Source organism: Croceicoccus esteveae (assembly GCF_031846435.1).
In the GTDB taxonomy this organism is placed as follows: Bacteria; Pseudomonadota; Alphaproteobacteria; order Sphingomonadales; family Sphingomonadaceae; genus Croceicoccus; species Croceicoccus esteveae.
Window position 1 is genome coordinate 30,963 of sequence record NZ_JAVRHS010000003.1, and the last position, 18,538, is coordinate 49,500.

Genomic DNA, 18,538 nt, shown 5'->3' on the forward strand with positions numbered 1-18,538 from the left:
AGGGACGGCAGGATGAACATAAACGGGATGACGAGCGTTCTTGTCGTTGCGGCCGCAATGATGATCCCTACAGCTGCGCAAGCACAGAACAGCGATGCGTCGGTAAGCGATCAGCTGCGTGCCGCGATGGACATGATCCAGCGCCAGCAGGAGCAGATCGACCGGCAAGCGGCCGAACTGCAGGCGCTGCGGCTGCGTTTCGACCGGTCTGTCGCCATGGCACCGCAAGCTGGCGAGACGTCTTCCGACCCTCAATCCGGGCCTCCATCGGTGCCGGTCATCGCGGCCGCGCAAGGCAGCGCTCCTGGCCAGCCGGGCACACCGGCTTCGGTGCAACAGGCTCCGATACCGCTTGAACGGGTGGGCCAGGCGCCTGAGGATCTCGACCGGCCGATCGAACTTGCCGTGCTGGAAAGCCGCGGCAGCGTCGTCACGCGCAAGAACCAGCTTACCGGCGAGTTTCAGCTCGATTATGCAAGGGCAGACCGCAATCGTGCCGTGTTCCGGGGCATCGAGCTTGTCGAAGCGGTGCTTGTCGGCGTCTTCGACATCAACGAAAGCCGGCAGGATGTGGTCACCGCCTCGGCGGGATTGCGCTATGGCCTCACTGATCGCCTTGAAATCGGGGCGCGACTGCCGTTCATCTCGCGCTCCGACACATCCATTGTCGCTCCTATTTCCGGCAGCACCAATAATGACGCGGCGGCCACGATCGACAGTTCAGTAGATGCGCAGAATTTTGGCGATCTGGAACTGACCGCTCGCTATCAATTGATCGACGGGCGCAATGGTTCGCCCTTTGTCATTGCCAATCTGCAAGGCGTATTGCCGACAGGAACAGACCCCTTCGCCATTCCGCGCGATGAACTTGGCCGCGCGGTGCGTGCATCGACCGGCGCCGGATTTTACGGTATCGCGCCCAGCGTGACGGCTATCCTGCCCAGCGATCCTGTCGTGCTGTTCGGCACGCTTGGCTATACCTTCAACATTGGCAAGGATGTGGATACGCGCATTCCGCCAGTCAGGATCTCATATGTCGATCCGGGCGATGCAATTTCGGGGTCGGCGGGTATCGGCATATCCTTCAACCAGCGCACGTCGATCAATCTCGGCTATGCTCACACCTGGGCGTTCGGCACCCGCACGCGCACCTCGCTGCTGGAACCGACGCCCCAGCAGCCGGGTGAAATCGAGACGACTTCCCGCGATCTTCAGATCGGCCGCCTGCTGTTCGGCGTGACTTACCGCTTGACCAATCGGACGAGCTTCAATTGGTCCGTGGAGGTAGGCGCGACCGAGGACGCGACCGACCTGCGCACTGTACTCAGATTGCCGCTGGTGCTTCTGACCGGCAACTGACTGGTGCAGAGCCGGTCCGCCTGCGCGGCATCTGGCCGGTGAGGAAAGATTGCATTGTCGTGGTTGGCTATTGTTTCAAGACATGGCAACACCATTTCGGTTGACGCTGGCGGCCGCTTGGGTTTGTCAGGCTGTCTGCACAAAGCGAATACAGAGATCTAGCCATGACCCCGCATTTTGATTTTGGCCTTGATGATAACGCGAACATGATCCGCGATACGGTCCGCCGGTTTGCCGAAGAGCAGATCGCTCCGCTTGCCGTGCGCATCGACGAGGAGGATCGGTTTGCGCCTGAACTGTGGCCGATGATGGGCGAGTTGGGCCTGCACGGGATCACGGTGGCGGAACGATATGGCGGGCTCGATCTTGGCTATCTGCACCACGTCATCGCCTGTGAAGAGGTAAGCCGGGCCAGCGCGTCGATCGGGTTGTCCTATGGCGCGCATTCCAATCTGTGCGTCAATCAGATTGCCCGCTGGGGCAATGACGCGCAAAAGGATCGCTATCTGCCCAAGCTGATCAGCGGCGACCACATCGGCAGCCTCGCCATGAGCGAGGTCAATGCCGGCTCCGATGTTGTATCGATGAAGCTGAAGGCAGAACGGGCCGAAGGCGGCTGGCGGCTTACCGGCACCAAGTTCTGGATCACCAACGCGCCTTATGCCGACACACTGGTGGTCTATGCCAAGACCGACGCCGATGCCGGCGCCAGAGGCATTACCGCCTTCATCGTGGAAAGCGGGTTCGAAGGATTTTCCATCGGGCAGAAAATTGCCAAGATGGGCATGCGGGGCTCGCCCACTGCCGAAATCGTGTTCGACGATTGCTTCATTCTCGACGCGAATGTGCTGGGCCCGGTTGGCGAAGGCGTCAAGGTGCTGATGAGCGGGCTTGACTACGAACGCGTTGTCCTCGCCGGCATTCAGCTTGGCATCATGCAGGCTTGCCTTGATGTGGTCATTCCTTATGTGAAGGAGCGCCAGCAGTTCGGGAAAGCCGTAGGCGAGTTCCAGCTGATGCAGGCCAAGATCGCCGACATGTATGTCGCGCTGCAATCCGCGCGCGCCTACGTCTATGCCGTCGCCCGCGCTTGCGACGAGGATCGGACGACGCGCTTCGACGCCGCCGGTGCGATCCTGCTGGCCAGCGAAAGCGCTTTCCGGGTCGCGAACGAGGCGGTGCAGGCGTTGGGCGGTGCAGGTTATACCAAGGACTGGCCGGTGGAACGGTTCCTGCGCGATGCCAAGCTGCTCGACATTGGCGCGGGCACTAACGAGATCCGCCGCATGCTGATTGGCCGGGAATTGATGAAGGCATGAGCGCGCCGGTCATCACCAGCAAGCACGATCCCGACAGCGCCGAGGCGCAGGCCCGCACGCGGCATAATCGCGCGCTGGCCGATGAACTGCGCGCACGGGTGGCGACAGCGGCGCTGGGCGGCAGCGAAAAGCATCGCGAACGCCATGTCGCCCGGGGCAAGCTGCTGCCGCGCGAGCGGGTGGAGCGCCTGCTCGATCCTGCATCCCCGTTCCTTGAACTGGGCCAGCTTGCCGCCAATGGCATGTATGGCACCGACGTGCCGGGCGCGGGCATCATCGCCGGCGTCGGTCGCGTATCGGGCCGGCAGGTGATGATCGCCGCCAACGACCCCACGGTGAAGGGCGGCAGCTATTTTCCGATGACGGTGAAAAAGCATTTGCGGGCGCAGGAAATCGCGCGCGAAAACCACCTGCCCTGCATTTACCTGGTCGACAGCGGCGGCGCCAACCTGCCCTATCAGGCTGAGGTGTTTCCCGACCGCGACCATTTCGGACGTATCTTCTACAATCAGGCGCAGATGAGCGGCGCCGGCATCGCGCAGATCGCCTGCGTCATGGGCAGCTGCACGGCGGGTGGCGCCTACGTCCCGGCAATGTCGGACGAAACGGTCATCGTGCGCGAGCAGGGCACGATCTACCTTGCCGGGCCGCCGCTGGTGAAGGCGGCCACGGGCGAGGAGATCAGCGCCGAGGATCTGGGCGGCGGCGATCTGCATGCGCGCAAATCGGGCGTGGTCGATCATCTCGCCGAAAATGACGAGCATGCGCTCACCATCGTGCGCGATATCGTCAGCCATCTTGGCATCGGCACCGATGCCCGCATCGAACGGCGCGATCCCCGCCCGCCGCGCTATCCGGCGGAGGAGCTTTACGGCATCATCCCCGACGATGTGCGTGCGCCTTACGATGTGCATGAGGTGATCGCCCGGCTGGTGGATGGCAGCGAATTTCAGGAGTTCAAGCCGCTGTATGGCAGCACGCTGGTGACGGGTTTTGCACACATCCATGGCATGCCGGTCGCGATCCTTGCCAACAATGGCGTGCTGTTTTCCGAAAGCGCGCAAAAGGGTGCGCATTTCATCGAACTTGCCTGCCAAAGGCGTATTCCGCTGCTGTTCCTGCAGAATGTGTCGGGGTTCATGGTCGGCGGCAAATATGAAGCCGAAGGCATCGCCAAGCATGGCGCGAAGCTCGTCACCGCCGTTGCCTGTGCGCAGGTACCCAAGATCACCGTCGTGATCGGCGGCAGTTTTGGCGCGGGCAATTATGGCATGTGTGGCCGGGCCTACCAGCCGCGCTTCCTGTTCACCTGGCCCAATGCGCGCATATCGGTGATGGGCGGCGAACAGGCCGCCAGCGTGCTCGCCACAGTGCATCGCGACGCCGACAGCTGGAGCGATGCGGAGGCAGAAGCGTTCAAGGCGCCGATCCGCGAAAAGTACGAAACCGAGGGCAATCCCTATTACGCGACGGCGCGCATGTGGGACGATGGCATCATCGACCCTGCGCAAACCCGCGATGTGCTCGCCCTCGCCCTAGCCGCCACGCTGGAAGCGCCGATCCCCGATCATGCGCGCTTCGGCGTGTTCAGGATGTAAGCTCGTGATCCAGTCGCTCCTCATCGCCAATCGCGGGGAAATCGCCTGCCGCATCATCCGCACCGCGCGGGCTATGGGTATTCGCACCATCGCGGTATATTCCGATGCCGATGCCGATGCGCTGCATGTCCGGCACGCGGACGCGGCGGTGCATATCGGCCCCTCCCTTGTCAGCGAAAGCTATCTGGTGGGCGCGCGCATCATCGCAGCGGCGCAGGCGGCCGGCGCCGACGCCATTCACCCGGGCTACGGGTTCCTGTCGGAAAACGCGGAGTTTGCGCAAGCCGTGCTGGACGCAGGGTTGATCTGGGTGGGCGCAACACCCGGCAGCATCCGTGCCATGGGGCTGAAAGACGCGGCCAAGCAGCGGATGCAGGCCGCCGGCGTTCCTGTCACGCCAGGTTACATGGGCGAGGATCAGGCGGCCGATCGCCTGCGGGCAGAGGCGGACGCCATTGGCTATCCCGTGCTGATCAAGGCGGTCGCGGGCGGTGGCGGCAAGGGCATGCGCAAGGTCGATGATGCCGCCAGCTTCCTTGCCAATCTGGAAAGCTGCCGCCGCGAAGCCGCCTCCAGCTTCGGCAATGATCGCGTCATCATTGAAAAGTTCATTACCGCGCCGCGTCATATAGAAGTGCAGGTGTTCGGCGACAGCCACGGCAATGTCGTCCATCTGTTCGAACGCGATTGTTCGCTGCAACGCCGCCATCAAAAGGTGATCGAGGAAGCACCCGCACCGGGGATGGACGCGGCAACCCGGGAGGCCATCTGCGCCGCAGCCGTGCGTGCGGCCAGGGCCGTCGATTACCAAGGCGCAGGCACCATCGAGTTCATCGCCGATGCGTCCGACGGGCTGCATGCAGACCGCATCTGGTTCATGGAAATGAACACCCGCCTGCAGGTCGAGCATCCGGTGACAGAGGAAATTACCGGGGTCGATCTGGTCGAATGGCAATTGCGGGTCGCCAGCGGAGAGCCCCTGCCCATGGCGCAGGACGAGCTTGCCATCCACGGCCATGCCATCGAGGCGCGGCTGTATGCAGAAGATCCGGCCACAGGTTTCCTGCCCAGCACCGGACGGCTCGATCATCTGGCGTTCGGCCCTGCCGATCGGGTCGAAACAGGCGTGGAGCAAGGCGGCGCCGTCTCTCCTTTCTACGACCCGATGATTGCCAAGCTCGTCTGCCATGGCGAAGATCGGGAGGAAGCGATCGACGCGCTGGCAGAGGCGGTATCGTCCACCGAGGTATGGCCCATCCGCACGAACGCCGGGTTCCTGGCACGAGCGCTTGACGACGAAGATTTCCGCGCCGGCAACATCGACACAGGCTTCATTGCTGCCAAGGGTGCGTCACTCATCCCCGATCCCGAACCGGAAGGCTGGCTGTGGAACGCCGCGGCCCGGTTGATTGCCGATGATGCCGCGACAGAACCACTGGCAGGGTTCCGGCTCAACGCTCCACATGCACGGCTGGTCAGTGTCTGGCACAAGGATGAGGTGGCGCGGATCGATCTGGATGAGGCAGAGGCAATGCTGACACAGGATCTGCCGCAATCGTCATCCTCCCTTGCCGAAGATGCTTCGGCAGAAGCAAGCGACGATTGGGCAACAGGTTATGCCGATGGCGATCAGATCGTGCTGTTTCACGCTGGAAGCGCTTTTGGTTTTGCAAGGGCGACACGGGGCAGCGGTCTTGCTGCCGGCGGCGATGGAGCGATACTGGCACCGATGCCCGGCAAGGTCATTGCCGTGAACGTCGCCAAGGGAGATGAAGTGTCAGAAGGTCAGCGGCTGCTGGTGCTGGAAGCGATGAAGATGGAGCATGCGCTGACCGCCCCGTTCAATGGTTTTGTTGCAGAGCTTTGCGTACAGACAGGCGATCAGGTGCAGGTGGAAAAACTGCTTGCCCGCATCGTCCGGGCAGACTGACATGGCTGGACGCTGTTTCGATGAATGGGAGGTTGGCGACAGCCTTGACCATGATATCCGCCGCACGGTGACAGAGACGGACAATCTGCTGTTTTCGACCATGACGCACAATCCGCAGCCGCTGCATCTCGATGCCGAAGCGGCGCGGGCCAGCGAGTTCGGCCAGATCCTGGTCAACGGCACATTTACTTTTTCGCTCATGGTGGGGCTGTCGGTCGGTGACACGACCCTTGGCACGCTGGTGGCAAACCTTGGCTATGACACCATAGCGCATCCCGTGCCGGTGTTTATCGGCGACACGCTGCGAGCACGCACCATTGTCGAAAGCCTGCGCAATTCCAAGTCTCGCCCTGATGCAGGCATTGTCACTTTCAGACATGAATTGCTCAACCAGCGGGATGAAATCGTCTGCCGCTGCCTGCGCTCTGCGCTGATCCGCAAATCCGGCTGATGCGCTTGCGCTCCCTGCTGTTTGTACCAGGCGACCGGCCGGAGCGTTTTGCCAGGGCCGCGCAGAGCGGCGCCGACGCCATCATCATCGATCTTGAGGATTCCGTCGCGCTGGCGGCCAAGATGTCAGCGCGGCGGTCAGTGGCGGAATACCTCGAGCAGCCCCGGCACACGACCGTTCTGGTGCGGATCAATCCTGTCGACGGGCCGTTTGCCGCAGACGATCTGGCCGCTGTCCTGCCGCACCAGCCTGACGGCATCGTTCTCCCCAAGGCTGAAGGCGCCGCCAGCATCGAGCAGCTTTGTACCATGGCGCAGCACCCGGTGCCGCCCGTTCTGCCCATTGCCACTGAAACACCGCGCGCGCTGTTTCAACTGGGCAGCTATGCGACAGTATCCAGCCAGCTGTGCGGCCTGACCTGGGGCGCAGAAGACCTGCCCGCCGCGATTGGCGCTACCGCCGCACGGGAAGCGGACGGCCGCTATACCGCGCCTCTTGAAACGGTGCGCAGCCTGGCCTTGTTTGCCGCGCATGCAGCCGGCGTTCCTGCAATTGAAACGGTGTATCCTGCCATTCGCGATGCTGACGGGCTGAACGCTTACGCGCGGCGCGGGCGGCGCGACGGCTTCACCGGCATGATGGCCTTGCACCCAGAGCAGGTGCCTATCATCAACGCCGCCTTTGCGGCAACGCCAGCTGAACTTGCCCAAGCCCGCCGCGTCGTGGCTGCATTCAGCGCCGGTGCCGGTGTGGTCGAGATAGATGGGCAGATGGTGGACCTGCCGCATTTCAAGCAGGCCCAGGCACTCCTGGCGCAGGCAGACGCATCGCCGGACGAGGCCTGATCGCTACCCGCGCCCGCGGTAGGATGCGACGCCCTGGTCCGGCACCCAGAGCCCGTCTGGCACCGCCCCCGATTGCCAGAACACATCGATGGGAATTCCGCCGCGCGGATACCAGTAGCCGCCGATGCGCAGCCATTGCGGCTCCATTTCGTCAAACAGCCGCTGCCCGATACCGACAGTCACATCTTCATGGAACCCGCTATGGTTGCGGAACGCGCCAAGAAACAGCTTGAGCGATTTGGATTCAACAATCGTTTGCCCCGGTGCATAATCGATTACCAGATGCGCGAAGTCAGGCTGCCCGGTAACGGGGCATAATGAGGTAAACTCCGGCGCAGCAAAACGTACGCAATACAACAGTCCCTTGCGCGGATTGGGCACATAATCGAGCACCGCCTGTTCAGGAGCGGCAGGAAGCGGGCTGTTTTGCCCCAGGAAAAGCGGCTTGGCTTCATGTTCGGTCATCCAGCCGCCATGCACTGTCGCGGTGAAACGCTCAAGCATGAGTATAAAGGGGAGCGATGGGACGCTCGACGCGGGCGGCGCAGATGTTTACCATGGCACCACTTTGAGGAGCGATAGGATGGATATTCTTGTAACCACCGAATGGCTGGCACAGAACCTTGAAGCGGGCGATCTGCGCATTGTCGATGCGAGCTATCATCTGCCGGCTTCGGGGCGAAACGCGCATGCCGAATATTGCGCTGGTCATATTCCAGGCGCCCTGTTCCTTGATCTTGGCAATCTGGCGGACAATGATGCCGCAGGCGACAACACCTTGCCCGACGCTCCTGTCTTCGCAGCGAGGATGGAGGCCTTGGGCATTTCGCGCACGGATCGGGTGGTGCTGTACGACAATTCTCCCCTGCACAGTTCGGCGCGCGGCTGGTTCATCATGCAGCTGTTCGGCATGGAACAGGTGGCGGTGCTCGACGGCGGATTGGCACGATGGGAAGCCCAGGGCAGACCGGTTTCGCAAGACGAGCCGAAGATCACCCCCGCCCGTTTCGAACCGCGAATGAACGCCGCTGCCGTTCGTGACAAGGATGCCGTGCTGGCAAATCTTTCAGGCGGCGCAGAGCAGATGGTGGACGCCAGAAGCGCGGCACGGTTCACCGGGCAGGAGAAGGAAGCCCGGCCTGGCATGGCTTCGGGGCACATCCCGGGCGCGCGCAACCTGCCGATCGGCATGTTGTATGAAGCAGATGGCCGGATGAAGGACAAGATCGCACTCCGGGCCGAGTTCGAGGCAGCAGGAATCGATCCTGAACGCCCCGTCATCACCAGCTGCGGATCGGGCGTGACGGCAGCGGTGCTGTTCCTGGCGCTGACCCTGATCGGCAACGACACTGCCTCCCTTTATGACGGGAGCTGGGCCGAATGGGGCGCAGATCCCGCTACACCCAAGGCCACCGGGCGCGCATGAGCGGGCCCTCGCGTCCGGGACGAGGCGCAGATGCAGGTGATACCGACCCGGAGCGCACAGGCTCGCCTGCATCCCGCCATGTCGCAACCCGGCTGGCGGGCATCGGGCGCAGACTTGCGTTTACCAGCGTGCCGGGGCTATCGGGCAGCGTCGTCAACCCGCCGGTCTGGCGTGCGAGCACGCATCTTTACGATGATACTGCCGCGCTTCGTGCCGGGACAAAGGACAACGCCGACGGACAGTTTTTCTACGGCCGACGTGGCGGACCGACGCAATGGTCACTGGCAGAAGCGCTGAGCGCGCTGGAGCCCGGTGCTGCGGGCACTGTTCTGTTTCCATCGGGTGTCGCGGCGATAGCAGGAGCCTTGATGGCAAGCGTGCGGCCCGGTGAACGGCTGCTCATCACCGACAACGCCTACGATCCGTCCCGCCGCATGGGATTGGGGCTGCTGGCACGATTCGGCGTGCAGCCGGTATTTTTCGACCCGCTTGATCTTGAGGGGTTCAGGGAGCTTTGCGCGATGGGCGCAGGCGCGGTCCTGCTGGAAAGCCCAGGCAGCCTGACCATGGAAATCTGCGACGTGACCACGCTTGCCGGCATCGCCCGCGCGGCAGGAGCCATGGTGCTGCTCGACAATACGTGGGCTGGCCCAACCGGCTTCCAGGCGCTGGCGCATGGCTGCGACGGCGCGATCCTGGCGTTGACCAAGCATGTAGGCGGCCATTCCGACCTCATGATGGGATCTGTCACCGCAAACAAACGGCTCTACCCCGCATTGCGCACCACGGCGCAGGCTCTGGGGCAGGTCGTGTCGCCAGACGATGCGGCGCTGGCGCTGCGCGGCCTGCGCACGCTTGATCTGCGGCTCAGGCAACAGGCCGCTACTGCGCTGGTCATCGCCCGCTGGCTGCGCGGGCGTGATGAAGTGGCCGCCGTGCTGTGCCCCATGCTGGACAGCGCGCCGGGCCATGACCTGTGGCAAAGGGATTTTAGCGGTGGCTGCGGGCTGTTCAGCTTTGTCCTGAAGGGACAGGACGATGCGGCCCGCGCGAGGCTCATCGATGCACTCACGCTGTTTGGCATCGGCTATAGCTGGGGCGGTTATGAAAGCCTGGTGCTGCCTGTGGATCCGGGACGGGACCGATCGGTGCGGCCATGGCCGCCGGCAGGTCTTGATGCAGGCGACAGGTTTGCAATCCGGCTGTCCATCGGACTTGAACATGCCGACGATCTGATCGCCGATCTGGCGCAGGCCTTTGCAACCATGAGGGCTGCATGATCGACTGGTGGACCAATCAGGCGCGTCCCGTGATCGCCACCATGCGCGAAATAGGGGTGGATGTCGGTACGAGCCGGTTCTCGCTCTGGGGTGTGCTTGTCATCACGGTCGTCGTGATCGGCGTCATCATGGCGGCGCAGCTGGGTACATGGCTGGCCAAGAAATCCTTTGTCCGTATGGGCAAGCTTGACCGCACGCAGCAGGTTCTCGGCGAAAAGCTGGTCACGATCTTTGTGTGGGGTGCTGCAATCCTGATCGGGATTGACATCATCGGCGTGGACCTCACTGCTCTTGCCGTATTTTCCGGAGCTTTCGGCCTTGCCATCGGCTTCGGATTGCAAAAAACCTTCGGCAATCTGATTGCCGGCATCATTCTGCTCATGGATCGATCGATCAAGCCGGGCGATGTCATCGCCGTCGCCGATGGTGCGGGCAACCAGACCTTTGGTCAGATTCGCAAGATCGGCATCAGGGCAGTGTCCGTCACCACCCGTGACGAACGCGAATATCTCATCCCCAATGAAAACCTGATGGTGAACCAGGTTGAAAACTGGTCCTATTCAAGCCGCAATGTCCGCATGCAGATCAATGTTGGCGTGTCGTACAACTCCGATATCGAACGTGCTGAAGAACTCATGCTGGAGGCGGCCAGAAGCTGTGCGCGGGTGCTGGAACTTCCTGCGCCCACGGTCTGGCTGGCCGATTACGGCGAAAGCTCAGTCAGGTTTACCATTCACTGCTGGATCAGGGATCCTGAACAGGGGGTAGGCAATGTCAAATCGGAAGTGCTGAAGACGCTGTGGCATCTGTTTCAGGATGCCGGCATCGAGATCCCCTTTCCGCAACGTGATCTCAATCTGCGCGATAACACGCAGTTCGAAAGGCTGATCGCTGCCCTGTCCCAAGGAATGCAGGCGCAAGGCGATCTGCCGGGCATGCCGGACGGGTCCTCGCCAGGGACAGACGGTCAGCCGCCTCCTTAAGAGAAAAGCGCAGCTTGCCCCCTGTTAAATCATTGTGGCTGGCCATGGTGCCTCAAACCGCCCACTTCAGGTCACATGAAAATGAAGCAATCAATTGCCGGGCGCGCTCGCATCGGTCGCGTCTATCTCGTTGGCGCCGGCCCGGGCGACCCTGACCTGTTGACCATGCGCGCTGCCCGCCTGCTGATGGGTGCGCGGTTGCTCGTGCATGACGGGCTCGTCGATCCCGCCATCTTGCAGATGGCGCCGGCTGGTGCACGTCTGATTTCGGTCGCCAAGCAGCGTGCCCGCCACACCGTACCGCAGGAAGAGATCTGCGCTTTGCTGGTGCGCGAGGCTTTGGCCGGCAATGACGTCGTGCGTCTGAAAGGCGGCGATCCGCTGATTTTCGGTCGCGGTGGCGAGGAGGCGGAAGCCTGCCGCGCCGCCGGCGTCGCAGTGGAAATCGTCCCGGGGATCAGCGCTGCCAACGCTGCTGCCGCCTGTGCCCAGATTGCACTGACCCACCGCGACCATGCCAGCATCGTCAGTTTCGTCGCCGGCCAGTGCAAGGGGCTTAGCGATCAGGACTGGACCGGACTTGCCGGTGTCGGCCGCACGCTGGTGATCTACATGGGAGTGGCCACTGCGCCGCAGATCGCGGAAAAATTGATGGCAGACGGACTGGCGCCCGAGATGCCGATAGCGATCATAGAAAATGCAGCGCGGCCGCAGATGCGTGTGCTGCGCGGCTCGCTGGCGGCACTGCCTGTCCTGGTGACGCAAGCAGAGATTGTCAGCCCCGCCCTCATCGTGATCGGGCACGTCACGCAAGAGCAAGCCGATGCGCCGCTCGTCACTCTGGCAATGGAAGCGGCACAATGATTGTTCTTACCGGAAACGACCTCAAGACTGGCGATGTCGTGTGGTGGGATGGCGCAGGCTGGTCCGCGGATGTGAACACCGCTGTGGATGTAGGGCAGGAAGCGGATACCATTGCGCTGCGTGAAGATGCGGCGTGTCGGGTAAACGTGCCCTATGCGATCAAGGCGGAACACACTTCCGATGGTGTACGCCCTGCACATATCAAGGACCGCATTCGTGCGCTTGGTCCCACGGTTCGCATGGACCTTACCCGCCGGCCGGATGATGCCGGCGCTCAAGACTGGGTGATATAGGATGTACAGATACGACCGCTACGACCAGGAAATGGTGGATGCCCGCGTCGCGGAGTTTCGCGATCAGGTGCAGCGCCGCATTGATGGACAGATGACAGATGACCAGTTCAAGCCCCTGCGGCTGAAGAACGGGCTCTATCTTCAGCTCCATGCCTACATGCTGCGCGTCGCAATCCCCTATGGTACCTTGGACTCGCGCCAGATGCGGATGCTGGCGCATATCGCGCGCAAATACGACCGCGGTTACGGCCATTTCACCACGCGGCAGAACATTCAGTACAACTGGATCAGGCTGGCGGATACGCCCGACATCCTTGCCGATCTGGCGACGGTGGAAATGCACGCGATCCAGACGAGCGGGGAAAGCATCCGTAATATCTCGGCCGATCAATACGCGGGCGCTGCGGCGGACGAGATCATGGATCCGCGCCCGTGGGCAGAGCTGCTGCGCCAGGCGACCACATTCCATCCCGAGTTCAGCTATCTGCCCCGCAAGTTCAAGATCGCGCTGATCGCCTCTGCTGCCGATCGCGCGGCACTGCGCTGGCATGACTTTGCCCTGCGCATCGTAAAGAACGCCGAAGGAGAGACTGGGTTTCAGGTTTACGCCGGCGGTGGCATGGGGCGTACGCCGTTCATGGCATATGAAATCCGCGACTTCCTGCCAACGCAGCACATCTTTTCCTATGTGCAGGCGGTGTTGCGCGTGTGGAACATGCATGCGCGGCGCGACAACATCCACAAGCAGCGAATGAAGATCCTGGTCCACGAGTTGGGGCAGGAGGAGTTCACGCGGCAGGTGGAGGCGGAATTCCAGCACATGCTGACGCTCGATACCGACTTCCCCCAGGTGGAATATGACCGGATTGCCGAATATTTTACCCCGCCGCCATTCGAAGCGGGATTGACGGACCGCATCGAGCAATCAGAGCCTGGTTTTGTTGCCTGGGCCGACCGGCAAACCGCTGCCCACAAGATGCCAGGTTACGCCATTGTCAACATCAGCCTGAAGCCAGTTGGCGAGATACCCGGCGACATTTCCGCAGAACAGATGGAGATGATCGCCGACCTTGCCGAACGCTACAGCTTCGACGAATTGCGCGCAACGCACGCACAGAACCTGGTCTTGCCGCATGTGAGGAAACAGGACCTGTATGCGGTGTGGCAGGGGCTGGTCGCAGCAGGTCTCGCGGACGCCAACCTTGATCTGGTCACCGACATCATCGCCTGCCCCGGCCTTGATTACTGCAGCCTCGCCAATGCGCGGTCAATTCCGGTGGCGCAGCAGATTGCAGAACGCTTTGCAGATCCTGAACGGCAGAAGGACATTGGCGAGCTGAAGATCAAGATTTCCGGCTGCATCAACGCATGCGGGCATCACCACGCCGGGCAGATCGGCATCCTGGGCGTCGATCGCAAGGGTACTGAAAATTACCAGCTCCTGCTTGGCGGGTCAGGCGCGGAAGATGCCAGCCAGGCCAAGATCACCGGCCCCGGCTTTGACGAGGCAGGCATTGTCGATGCGGTCGAACGCACGATCGAACAGTACCGCACCTTGCGCAATCCGGGAGAGCGGTTCCTCGATACCTACCGCCGGGTCGGAATGGAAGGGTTCAAGGAGGCGATCTATGGGTGAGTATCCAAGGTTCAGGACCGACGCTGCTGCCGACGAGCCGGCGGTTACACTCGACGCCTTTCTGGAGCAGACAAACAGCGCGTCGGTTCTGATCGAAGCTGGTGACGATGTGCAGCGGCTGCTGCCCATGCTGGATCGAGTCCGGCTGGTGGAGGTGGATTTTCCTCGCTTTCGCGACGGGCGCGGCTTTTCGACAGCACGTATTCTGCGTGAGGCAGGCTACACAGGGGAGCTGAAAGCGGTTGGCGACGTGCTGCTTGACCTGGTGTACTTCATGCGTCGCTGCGGCTTCGACAGTTTTGCCCCCAATCATCCGCTGGACCCCCAGCAGGTTGAAGCGGCGCTCAACCGGTATCCCCATGTCTATCAGGATGCAGCAGATGACGCTGTTCCGATATGGAAGCTACGCCATCCACAGTTGCGGCATGAATAGCACCACTGCCCGGCAGCGCGACATCATCGGGGTGGAAACGCGCTTCGGCCCTGATGATCTGGCGGCTCTGAACGCCCGGTTTGCCAGCGGCGATGCCGAGGCAGTGCTGCGTGCAGTGCTGGTCGAACAGGTAACCGGGCGCGCTGCGCTGGTGTCGAGCTTCGGAGCTGAAAGCGCGGTTCTCCTCCATCTGGCATCACGCATCGACAAAGATGTCCCGGTGCTGTTCGTCGACACCGGGAAGCATTTTGCAGAGACGCTTGCATATCGCGACCGGCTGGTAGAGCATCTTGGACTGACCAATCTCCAGATCCTTTCGCCCGACAGCGATGATCTTGCCCGCCGCGACGACAGCGGCCTGCGCTGGTCATATGATCCGGATGGCTGCTGTGAGATGCGCAAGGTTATTCCGCTGTCGCGTGCCCTTGGCAGCTTCGACGCATCGATCACCGGTCGCAAGGCGTTCCAGTCCGTCACGCGCACCGATCTGCCGGTGTTCGAACCGGACCAGATGGACATGGCAGGCCGGTTGAAAGTCAACCCGCTGATCGGATGGTCGAAGGAAGACATCGAAGCATGGCTCGTGCTTCATGCGCTGCCCCGTCATCCGCTGGTAGACCAGGGTTATCCGTCGATCGGTTGTTCTCCATGCACCGGCAAGGTCACGCCGGGTGACGACCCGCGATCCGGACGGTGGCGCGGATGGGACAAGGTGGAATGCGGGATCCATGCGATCCGCACCGACAGCACCAATAATGAGCAGGACCTGCCACCCGGCTTCGAGCCTGTTTTCTAGAGCCAGCCCGCCTTCCGGTACCATTGTGCCGTCATGCGCAGTCCGTCTCGCGTGGCAATGGCAGGTTCCCAGACTGCGGCGGGGGGCCACAAGGCGCAATCAGCCACCCAATCGGGGTGCAAAAGGTAACCGACCCTGTCCATTGTCAGCTTGGCACCATGACCGCGGATCAGCCGGTCTGCCCGCGCCGCCAGCCTGAGCACTGCTGCTGGCAGCGCGATGGGCCAGACCCGGCGCTTCCCGATGGCCGCGCCGATGGCCCGCGCGAGTTCGGCGTGGCTCCACCCGAAGGGCCGCCCATCGTCGGGTTCGTAAATCTGCCGGCTGGTGCGGTCTTGCAATGCGCACGCCAGCAGCAACCGGGCCAGATCATCCACTGCGATCAGCGATGCACGCCCTGATGGCGGCAGCGGAACGACACCTGATCGCGCTGCTCTGAACAGTTCCAGCATTTCTGTATCGCCGGGACCGTAAACCGCCGGCGGGCGCACGATGGTCCAATCCATGCCGCTGACAGCCACCGCTGCTTCTGCCTGTTGTTTGGATTGACCGTAAAGGGAAAGCTGAGGATGCCGTGCAGCGAGCGATGAGACATGCACGAGACGCTTTACGCCGCCTGCGCGTGCCGCCGAGATCATGTTGATGGTCCCTGCCACATTGCCCGCGTGAAAGGCGGCAGCATCGCGCGCATTCACAACGCCGGCAACATGAATGAGCGCGTCGCATCCTTCGCACAGCCGAACCAGCGCATCATGTTTCGCCAGATCGCCAAGCACCCAGCCGACGCCTGATCTCGGCTTCTGCTCCTTGCGCGCAAGTGCACGAACCGTGCAGCCTTGCGACAGCATCAGTTCAAGCAACGCCCCGCCCACAAATCCGGTGGCACCGGTAAGCGCAAGCTTCATTCGGCCAGCACGGAGGCGCCAGCACGTCTGTTTGCAAGCGCAGCGCTGCTCACAGGAGCACCATCTGGTCGCGATGCACGACGGCCGAGCGCGGTTCGTAACCCAGCAGGCTTGCCTGTTCGCTTGAATGATGCCCGATGATCTTGTGGCATTCGGCGGCATCGTATTCTGCCAGCCCCTTGGCGATTGCCCGCTGCCGTTCATCCCTGATCATGATCGGGTCGCCGCGCTGAAATTCACCTTCGATTGCGCTGATACCCTTGGCAAGCAGGCTCCCTCCTGCCTGCAGGGCGATCGCAGCGCCTGCATCCACCATCAAGGAGCCTTTCATCTGCATGCGCCCACCCAGCCATGCCCGCTTGCCCGTGTCGTTGCGGCGCGGCAGGAACAACGTGCCGATGCCATCGCGCAGCGCCCGCGAGACCGGCTTGTCGTGAAAACCGTTGGCAATGACCAGCGCGATGCCGGCGCGCTCCGCGATCTGAGCGGCCTTGAGCTTGGTTGTCATGCCGCCTGTACCGAGCCCCGAAGCGCTGCCGCCATCGGCCATGTCATGCAATTCGTCGGTGACGCCCCGCACAACAGGGACACGCTTTGCCGCCGGATCGGACGGATTGCGGTCATACAAGCCATCCACATCGGACAGCAGCAGGACAGCATCGGCATCCGCAGCTTGGGCAACGCGAGCGGCGAGCCGGTCATTGTCGCCAAAGCGCAGTTTTGCCGTTGCCACCGAATCATTCTCGTTTACCACCGGCACAACACCTGCTTCCAACAGGCGGGCCAGCGTTGCCGACGCGTTCAGATACCGCCGGCGATCCTCAAGATCCTCCAGTGTGACAAGCAATTGCGCGGCAATAAGCCCATGCGCGCCAAGCAGATCCGACCAGATCCCGCCAAGCTCGATCTGCCCGACTGCGGCGGCTGCCTGCGCGTCGGGGAGGCTGCCGCGACCACCCTTGTCAAGCCCGAGACGTGCAGCGCCCAGCGCAGTCGCCCCTGAACTGACAACGATCACGTCCTGTCCTGCACGTCGGGCGTCGGCAATTTCATCTGCCAGTCCGGCGAGCCATTCACGGCGCGGCGCACCGTCAGGTCCGACCAGCAGCGCCGATCCGATCTTGTACACGATGCGCGGGCAAGCAGCAGGATTGGCAAGGTCAGCGAGATGGGTGACAGGTTTGCTCGTTACAGTCATGTTGCAACGCTTAGGCCAAGCCCGTGTAAAGTCAAAGTAGCGGCGACCATTGCGCAGGCTCGTCCACGCCATCTGTGCCGTCCCGCGGCAGTTCCGCTTGCGCCAGTCCCATTGCGCCGCCCTTGCTTTCGGTGCTGGTCACGCGGGGCAGATGTTGCAGGACTGCGTCGAGCAGCGGCTCCATGCCAGCTCCTGTCGCAGCCGATACGGCAAACACCTGCTCTGCGCCGGCGTCACGCAATTCACGGGCGAATGCGCCAGCCAGTTCATCATCGGCAAGATCCACCTTGTTGAGCACCACGAGCCGGGGCTTTTCCGCAAGACCTGCACCATAGGCTGCAAGCTCATGCTCCACGGTATGCAGCGCGTCGACAGGCTCCTGGCCTGCGCCAAACCCGGCGATATCGATCAGATGGATCAAGACGCGGCATCGTTCGATATGGCCAAGGAAGCGATCGCCGATGCCTGCGCCATCCGCAGCGCCGGCAATGAGACCGGGAATATCGGCCACGACGAATTCGCGCGCCTTGTGTCTGACGACACCCAACTGCGGTCGCAACGTGGTAAAGGCATAGGCGCCTGTCTTGGCGTTGGCATTCGACAACTGATTGATAAAGGTCGATTTGCCGGCATTGGGAAGGCCCACCAGCCCTACGTCAGCCAACAGCTTCAGCCGCAACCACACCCACAGTTCGTCACCGGGGATGCCAGGCTGATGCTGACGCGGAGCGCGGTTGGTGCTGGTCTTGTAACTGGCATTGCCGCGTCCGCCCAACCCACCCTCAAGCATGACCACCCGTTGGCCGACTTGCGTGAAATCTGCCAGCACCTGCTCCTTGTCCTCTGTCAGCACCTGCGTGCCGACGGGAACGGAGATTACCAGATCCTTGCCGCGCGCGCCTGTCCTGTCCTTGCCCATCCCCTGAACGCCGCGAGGGGCCTTGAAGTGCTGGGCGTAGCGGAAATCTATCAGCGTGTTGAGCCCGGGCACCGCTTCGAAAACGATGTCTCCGCCACGCCCGCCATCGCCGCCGTCGGGTCCGCCGAACTCCACGTATTTTTCACGTCGAAAGCTGACCGCGCCTGGACCGCCCGCGCCGGATCGAAGATAGACTTTTGCCTGATCGAGAAAATGCATGGAGCGCATGTAGGCGCCCGGCCCTTGAAGTGCCAGCCTATCTGTAGAGCCAACCTGAAACCCGTGTTCCGGCTCTTCCCGCCA

18 protein-coding genes are annotated in these 18,538 nt (G+C 62.3%); 14 read left to right on the forward strand and 4 right to left on the reverse strand.

All coding sequences use genetic code 11. The features are described from left to right. The first annotated feature begins 27 nt into the window (after positions 1-27). From RM533_RS05450 to RM533_RS05475, 6 genes are all read left to right on the forward strand, one after another. The gene (locus tag RM533_RS05450; RefSeq protein ID WP_311340204.1) at positions 28-1,359 is read left to right on the forward strand and encodes a transporter; all 1,332 of its coding nucleotides are present in this window, start codon (positions 28-30) and stop codon (positions 1,357-1,359) included. Between the two features lie 164 nt (positions 1,360-1,523). Then, positions 1,524-2,678 (forward strand): isovaleryl-CoA dehydrogenase, encoded by a 1,155-nt coding sequence (locus RM533_RS05455; RefSeq protein ID WP_311340205.1) that lies wholly within the window; start codon positions 1,524-1,526, stop codon positions 2,676-2,678. Further along, complete coding sequence (locus tag RM533_RS05460; protein ID WP_311340206.1) at positions 2,675-4,276, forward strand: carboxyl transferase domain-containing protein; 1,602 nt, start codon at positions 2,675-2,677, stop codon at positions 4,274-4,276. Before RM533_RS05455 ends, RM533_RS05460 begins: the two co-directional genes overlap by 4 nt. 4 nt (positions 4,277-4,280) lie before the next feature. Next, complete coding sequence (locus tag RM533_RS05465) at positions 4,281-6,206, forward strand: acetyl/propionyl/methylcrotonyl-CoA carboxylase subunit alpha (protein WP_311340207.1); 1,926 nt, start codon at positions 4,281-4,283, stop codon at positions 6,204-6,206. A 1-nt stretch (position 6,207) separates the two neighbouring features. Beyond that, positions 6,208-6,657: a MaoC family dehydratase gene (locus RM533_RS05470; protein WP_311340208.1), complete on the forward strand. Its 450-nt coding sequence runs from the start codon at positions 6,208-6,210 to the stop codon at positions 6,655-6,657. Beyond that, the gene (locus RM533_RS05475) at positions 6,657-7,502 is read left to right on the forward strand and encodes an HpcH/HpaI aldolase/citrate lyase family protein (RefSeq protein ID WP_311340209.1); all 846 of its coding nucleotides are present in this window, start codon (positions 6,657-6,659) and stop codon (positions 7,500-7,502) included. Before RM533_RS05470 ends, RM533_RS05475 begins: the two co-directional genes overlap by 1 nt. Positions 7,503-7,505: 3 nt before the next feature. On the opposite strand, the gene queF is transcribed toward RM533_RS05475, so the two are convergent. Then, positions 7,506-7,967, reverse strand: coding sequence for a preQ(1) synthase (gene queF, locus RM533_RS05480; RefSeq protein WP_311340210.1), 462 nt, complete (start codon positions 7,965-7,967; stop codon positions 7,506-7,508). Between the two features lie 118 nt (positions 7,968-8,085). Between queF and sseA the strand changes: the two genes are divergently transcribed. The 8 genes from sseA to RM533_RS05520 all read left to right on the forward strand — a co-directional run bounded on the left by sseA (position 8,086) and on the right by RM533_RS05520 (position 15,213). Beyond that, positions 8,086-8,928, forward strand: coding sequence for a 3-mercaptopyruvate sulfurtransferase (gene sseA, locus RM533_RS05485; RefSeq protein WP_311340211.1), 843 nt, complete (start codon positions 8,086-8,088; stop codon positions 8,926-8,928). Beyond that, the gene (gene metC, locus RM533_RS05490) at positions 8,925-10,208 is read left to right on the forward strand and encodes a cystathionine beta-lyase (protein WP_311340212.1); all 1,284 of its coding nucleotides are present in this window, start codon (positions 8,925-8,927) and stop codon (positions 10,206-10,208) included. The genes sseA and metC overlap by 4 nt, the downstream gene beginning before the upstream one ends. Next, positions 10,205-11,191, forward strand: coding sequence for a mechanosensitive ion channel family protein (locus RM533_RS05495; RefSeq protein ID WP_311340213.1), 987 nt, complete (start codon positions 10,205-10,207; stop codon positions 11,189-11,191). The genes metC and RM533_RS05495 overlap by 4 nt, the downstream gene beginning before the upstream one ends. 75 nt (positions 11,192-11,266) lie before the next feature. Next, positions 11,267-12,055, forward strand: coding sequence for a uroporphyrinogen-III C-methyltransferase (gene cobA / locus RM533_RS05500; protein ID WP_311340214.1), 789 nt, complete (start codon positions 11,267-11,269; stop codon positions 12,053-12,055). Then, complete coding sequence (locus RM533_RS05505) at positions 12,052-12,348, forward strand: DUF2849 domain-containing protein (RefSeq protein WP_311340215.1); 297 nt, start codon at positions 12,052-12,054, stop codon at positions 12,346-12,348. The genes cobA and RM533_RS05505 overlap by 4 nt, the downstream gene beginning before the upstream one ends. 1 nt (position 12,349) lies before the next feature. After that, positions 12,350-13,984 (forward strand): nitrite/sulfite reductase, encoded by a 1,635-nt coding sequence (locus RM533_RS05510; protein WP_311340216.1) that lies wholly within the window; start codon positions 12,350-12,352, stop codon positions 13,982-13,984. Beyond that, complete coding sequence (locus RM533_RS05515) at positions 13,977-14,417, forward strand: DUF934 domain-containing protein (RefSeq protein ID WP_311340217.1); 441 nt, start codon at positions 13,977-13,979, stop codon at positions 14,415-14,417. Before RM533_RS05510 ends, RM533_RS05515 begins: the two co-directional genes overlap by 8 nt. After that, positions 14,410-15,213, forward strand: a complete 804-nt coding sequence (locus RM533_RS05520) for a phosphoadenylyl-sulfate reductase (protein ID WP_432265039.1) — start codon at positions 14,410-14,412, stop codon at positions 15,211-15,213. The genes RM533_RS05515 and RM533_RS05520 overlap by 8 nt, the downstream gene beginning before the upstream one ends. Here RM533_RS05520 and RM533_RS05525 read toward each other — a convergent pair. Genes RM533_RS05525 through obgE form a run of 3 tightly spaced genes read right to left on the reverse strand, consistent with a single transcriptional unit; the run spans position 15,210 to position 18,454 of the window. Continuing rightward, entirely contained in the window at positions 15,210-16,118 is a 909-nt protein-coding gene (locus tag RM533_RS05525; RefSeq protein ID WP_311340219.1) for an NAD-dependent epimerase/dehydratase family protein, read from the reverse strand. The two genes, RM533_RS05520 and RM533_RS05525, sit on opposite strands and share 4 nt — an antisense overlap. 49 nt (positions 16,119-16,167) lie before the next feature. Further along, a complete protein-coding gene (proB, locus tag RM533_RS05530; RefSeq protein WP_311340220.1) occupies positions 16,168-17,316 on the reverse strand; it encodes a glutamate 5-kinase in 1,149 nt (382 codons plus the stop codon). A 31-nt stretch (positions 17,317-17,347) separates the two neighbouring features. Next, a complete protein-coding gene (gene obgE / locus RM533_RS05535; RefSeq protein WP_311340221.1) occupies positions 17,348-18,454 on the reverse strand; it encodes a GTPase ObgE in 1,107 nt (368 codons plus the stop codon). Between the last annotated feature and the right edge of the window lie 84 nt (positions 18,455-18,538).

Bases quoted from the DNA above. Each gene is read 5' to 3' on its own strand.
- RM533_RS05455 (WP_311340205.1), top strand. From the start codon at position 1,524: ATGACCCCGCATTTTGATTTTGGCCTTGATGATAACGCGAACATGATC.
- obgE (WP_311340221.1), bottom strand. From the start codon at position 18,454: ATGCATTTTCTCGATCAGGCAAAAGTCTATCTTCGATCCGGCGCGGGC.
- RM533_RS05450 (WP_311340204.1), top strand. From the start codon at position 28: ATGACGAGCGTTCTTGTCGTTGCGGCCGCAATGATGATCCCTACAGCT.
- proB (WP_311340220.1), bottom strand. From the start codon at position 17,316: ATGACTGTAACGAGCAAACCTGTCACCCATCTCGCTGACCTTGCCAAT.
- queF (WP_311340210.1), bottom strand. From the start codon at position 7,967: ATGACCGAACATGAAGCCAAGCCGCTTTTCCTGGGGCAAAACAGCCCG.
- sseA (WP_311340211.1), top strand. From the start codon at position 8,086: ATGGATATTCTTGTAACCACCGAATGGCTGGCACAGAACCTTGAAGCG.
- RM533_RS05520 (WP_432265039.1), top strand. From the start codon at position 14,410: ATGAATAGCACCACTGCCCGGCAGCGCGACATCATCGGGGTGGAAACG.
- RM533_RS05470 (WP_311340208.1), top strand. From the start codon at position 6,208: ATGGCTGGACGCTGTTTCGATGAATGGGAGGTTGGCGACAGCCTTGAC.
- RM533_RS05515 (WP_311340217.1), top strand. From the start codon at position 13,977: ATGGGTGAGTATCCAAGGTTCAGGACCGACGCTGCTGCCGACGAGCCG.
- RM533_RS05505 (WP_311340215.1), top strand. From the start codon at position 12,052: ATGATTGTTCTTACCGGAAACGACCTCAAGACTGGCGATGTCGTGTGG.
- RM533_RS05475 (WP_311340209.1), top strand. From the start codon at position 6,657: ATGCGCTTGCGCTCCCTGCTGTTTGTACCAGGCGACCGGCCGGAGCGT.
- RM533_RS05525 (WP_311340219.1), bottom strand. From the start codon at position 16,118: ATGAAGCTTGCGCTTACCGGTGCCACCGGATTTGTGGGCGGGGCGTTG.
- RM533_RS05495 (WP_311340213.1), top strand. From the start codon at position 10,205: ATGATCGACTGGTGGACCAATCAGGCGCGTCCCGTGATCGCCACCATG.
- metC (WP_311340212.1), top strand. From the start codon at position 8,925: ATGAGCGGGCCCTCGCGTCCGGGACGAGGCGCAGATGCAGGTGATACC.
- RM533_RS05510 (WP_311340216.1), top strand. From the start codon at position 12,350: ATGTACAGATACGACCGCTACGACCAGGAAATGGTGGATGCCCGCGTC.
- cobA (WP_311340214.1), top strand. From the start codon at position 11,267: ATGAAAATGAAGCAATCAATTGCCGGGCGCGCTCGCATCGGTCGCGTC.
- RM533_RS05460 (WP_311340206.1), top strand. From the start codon at position 2,675: ATGAGCGCGCCGGTCATCACCAGCAAGCACGATCCCGACAGCGCCGAG.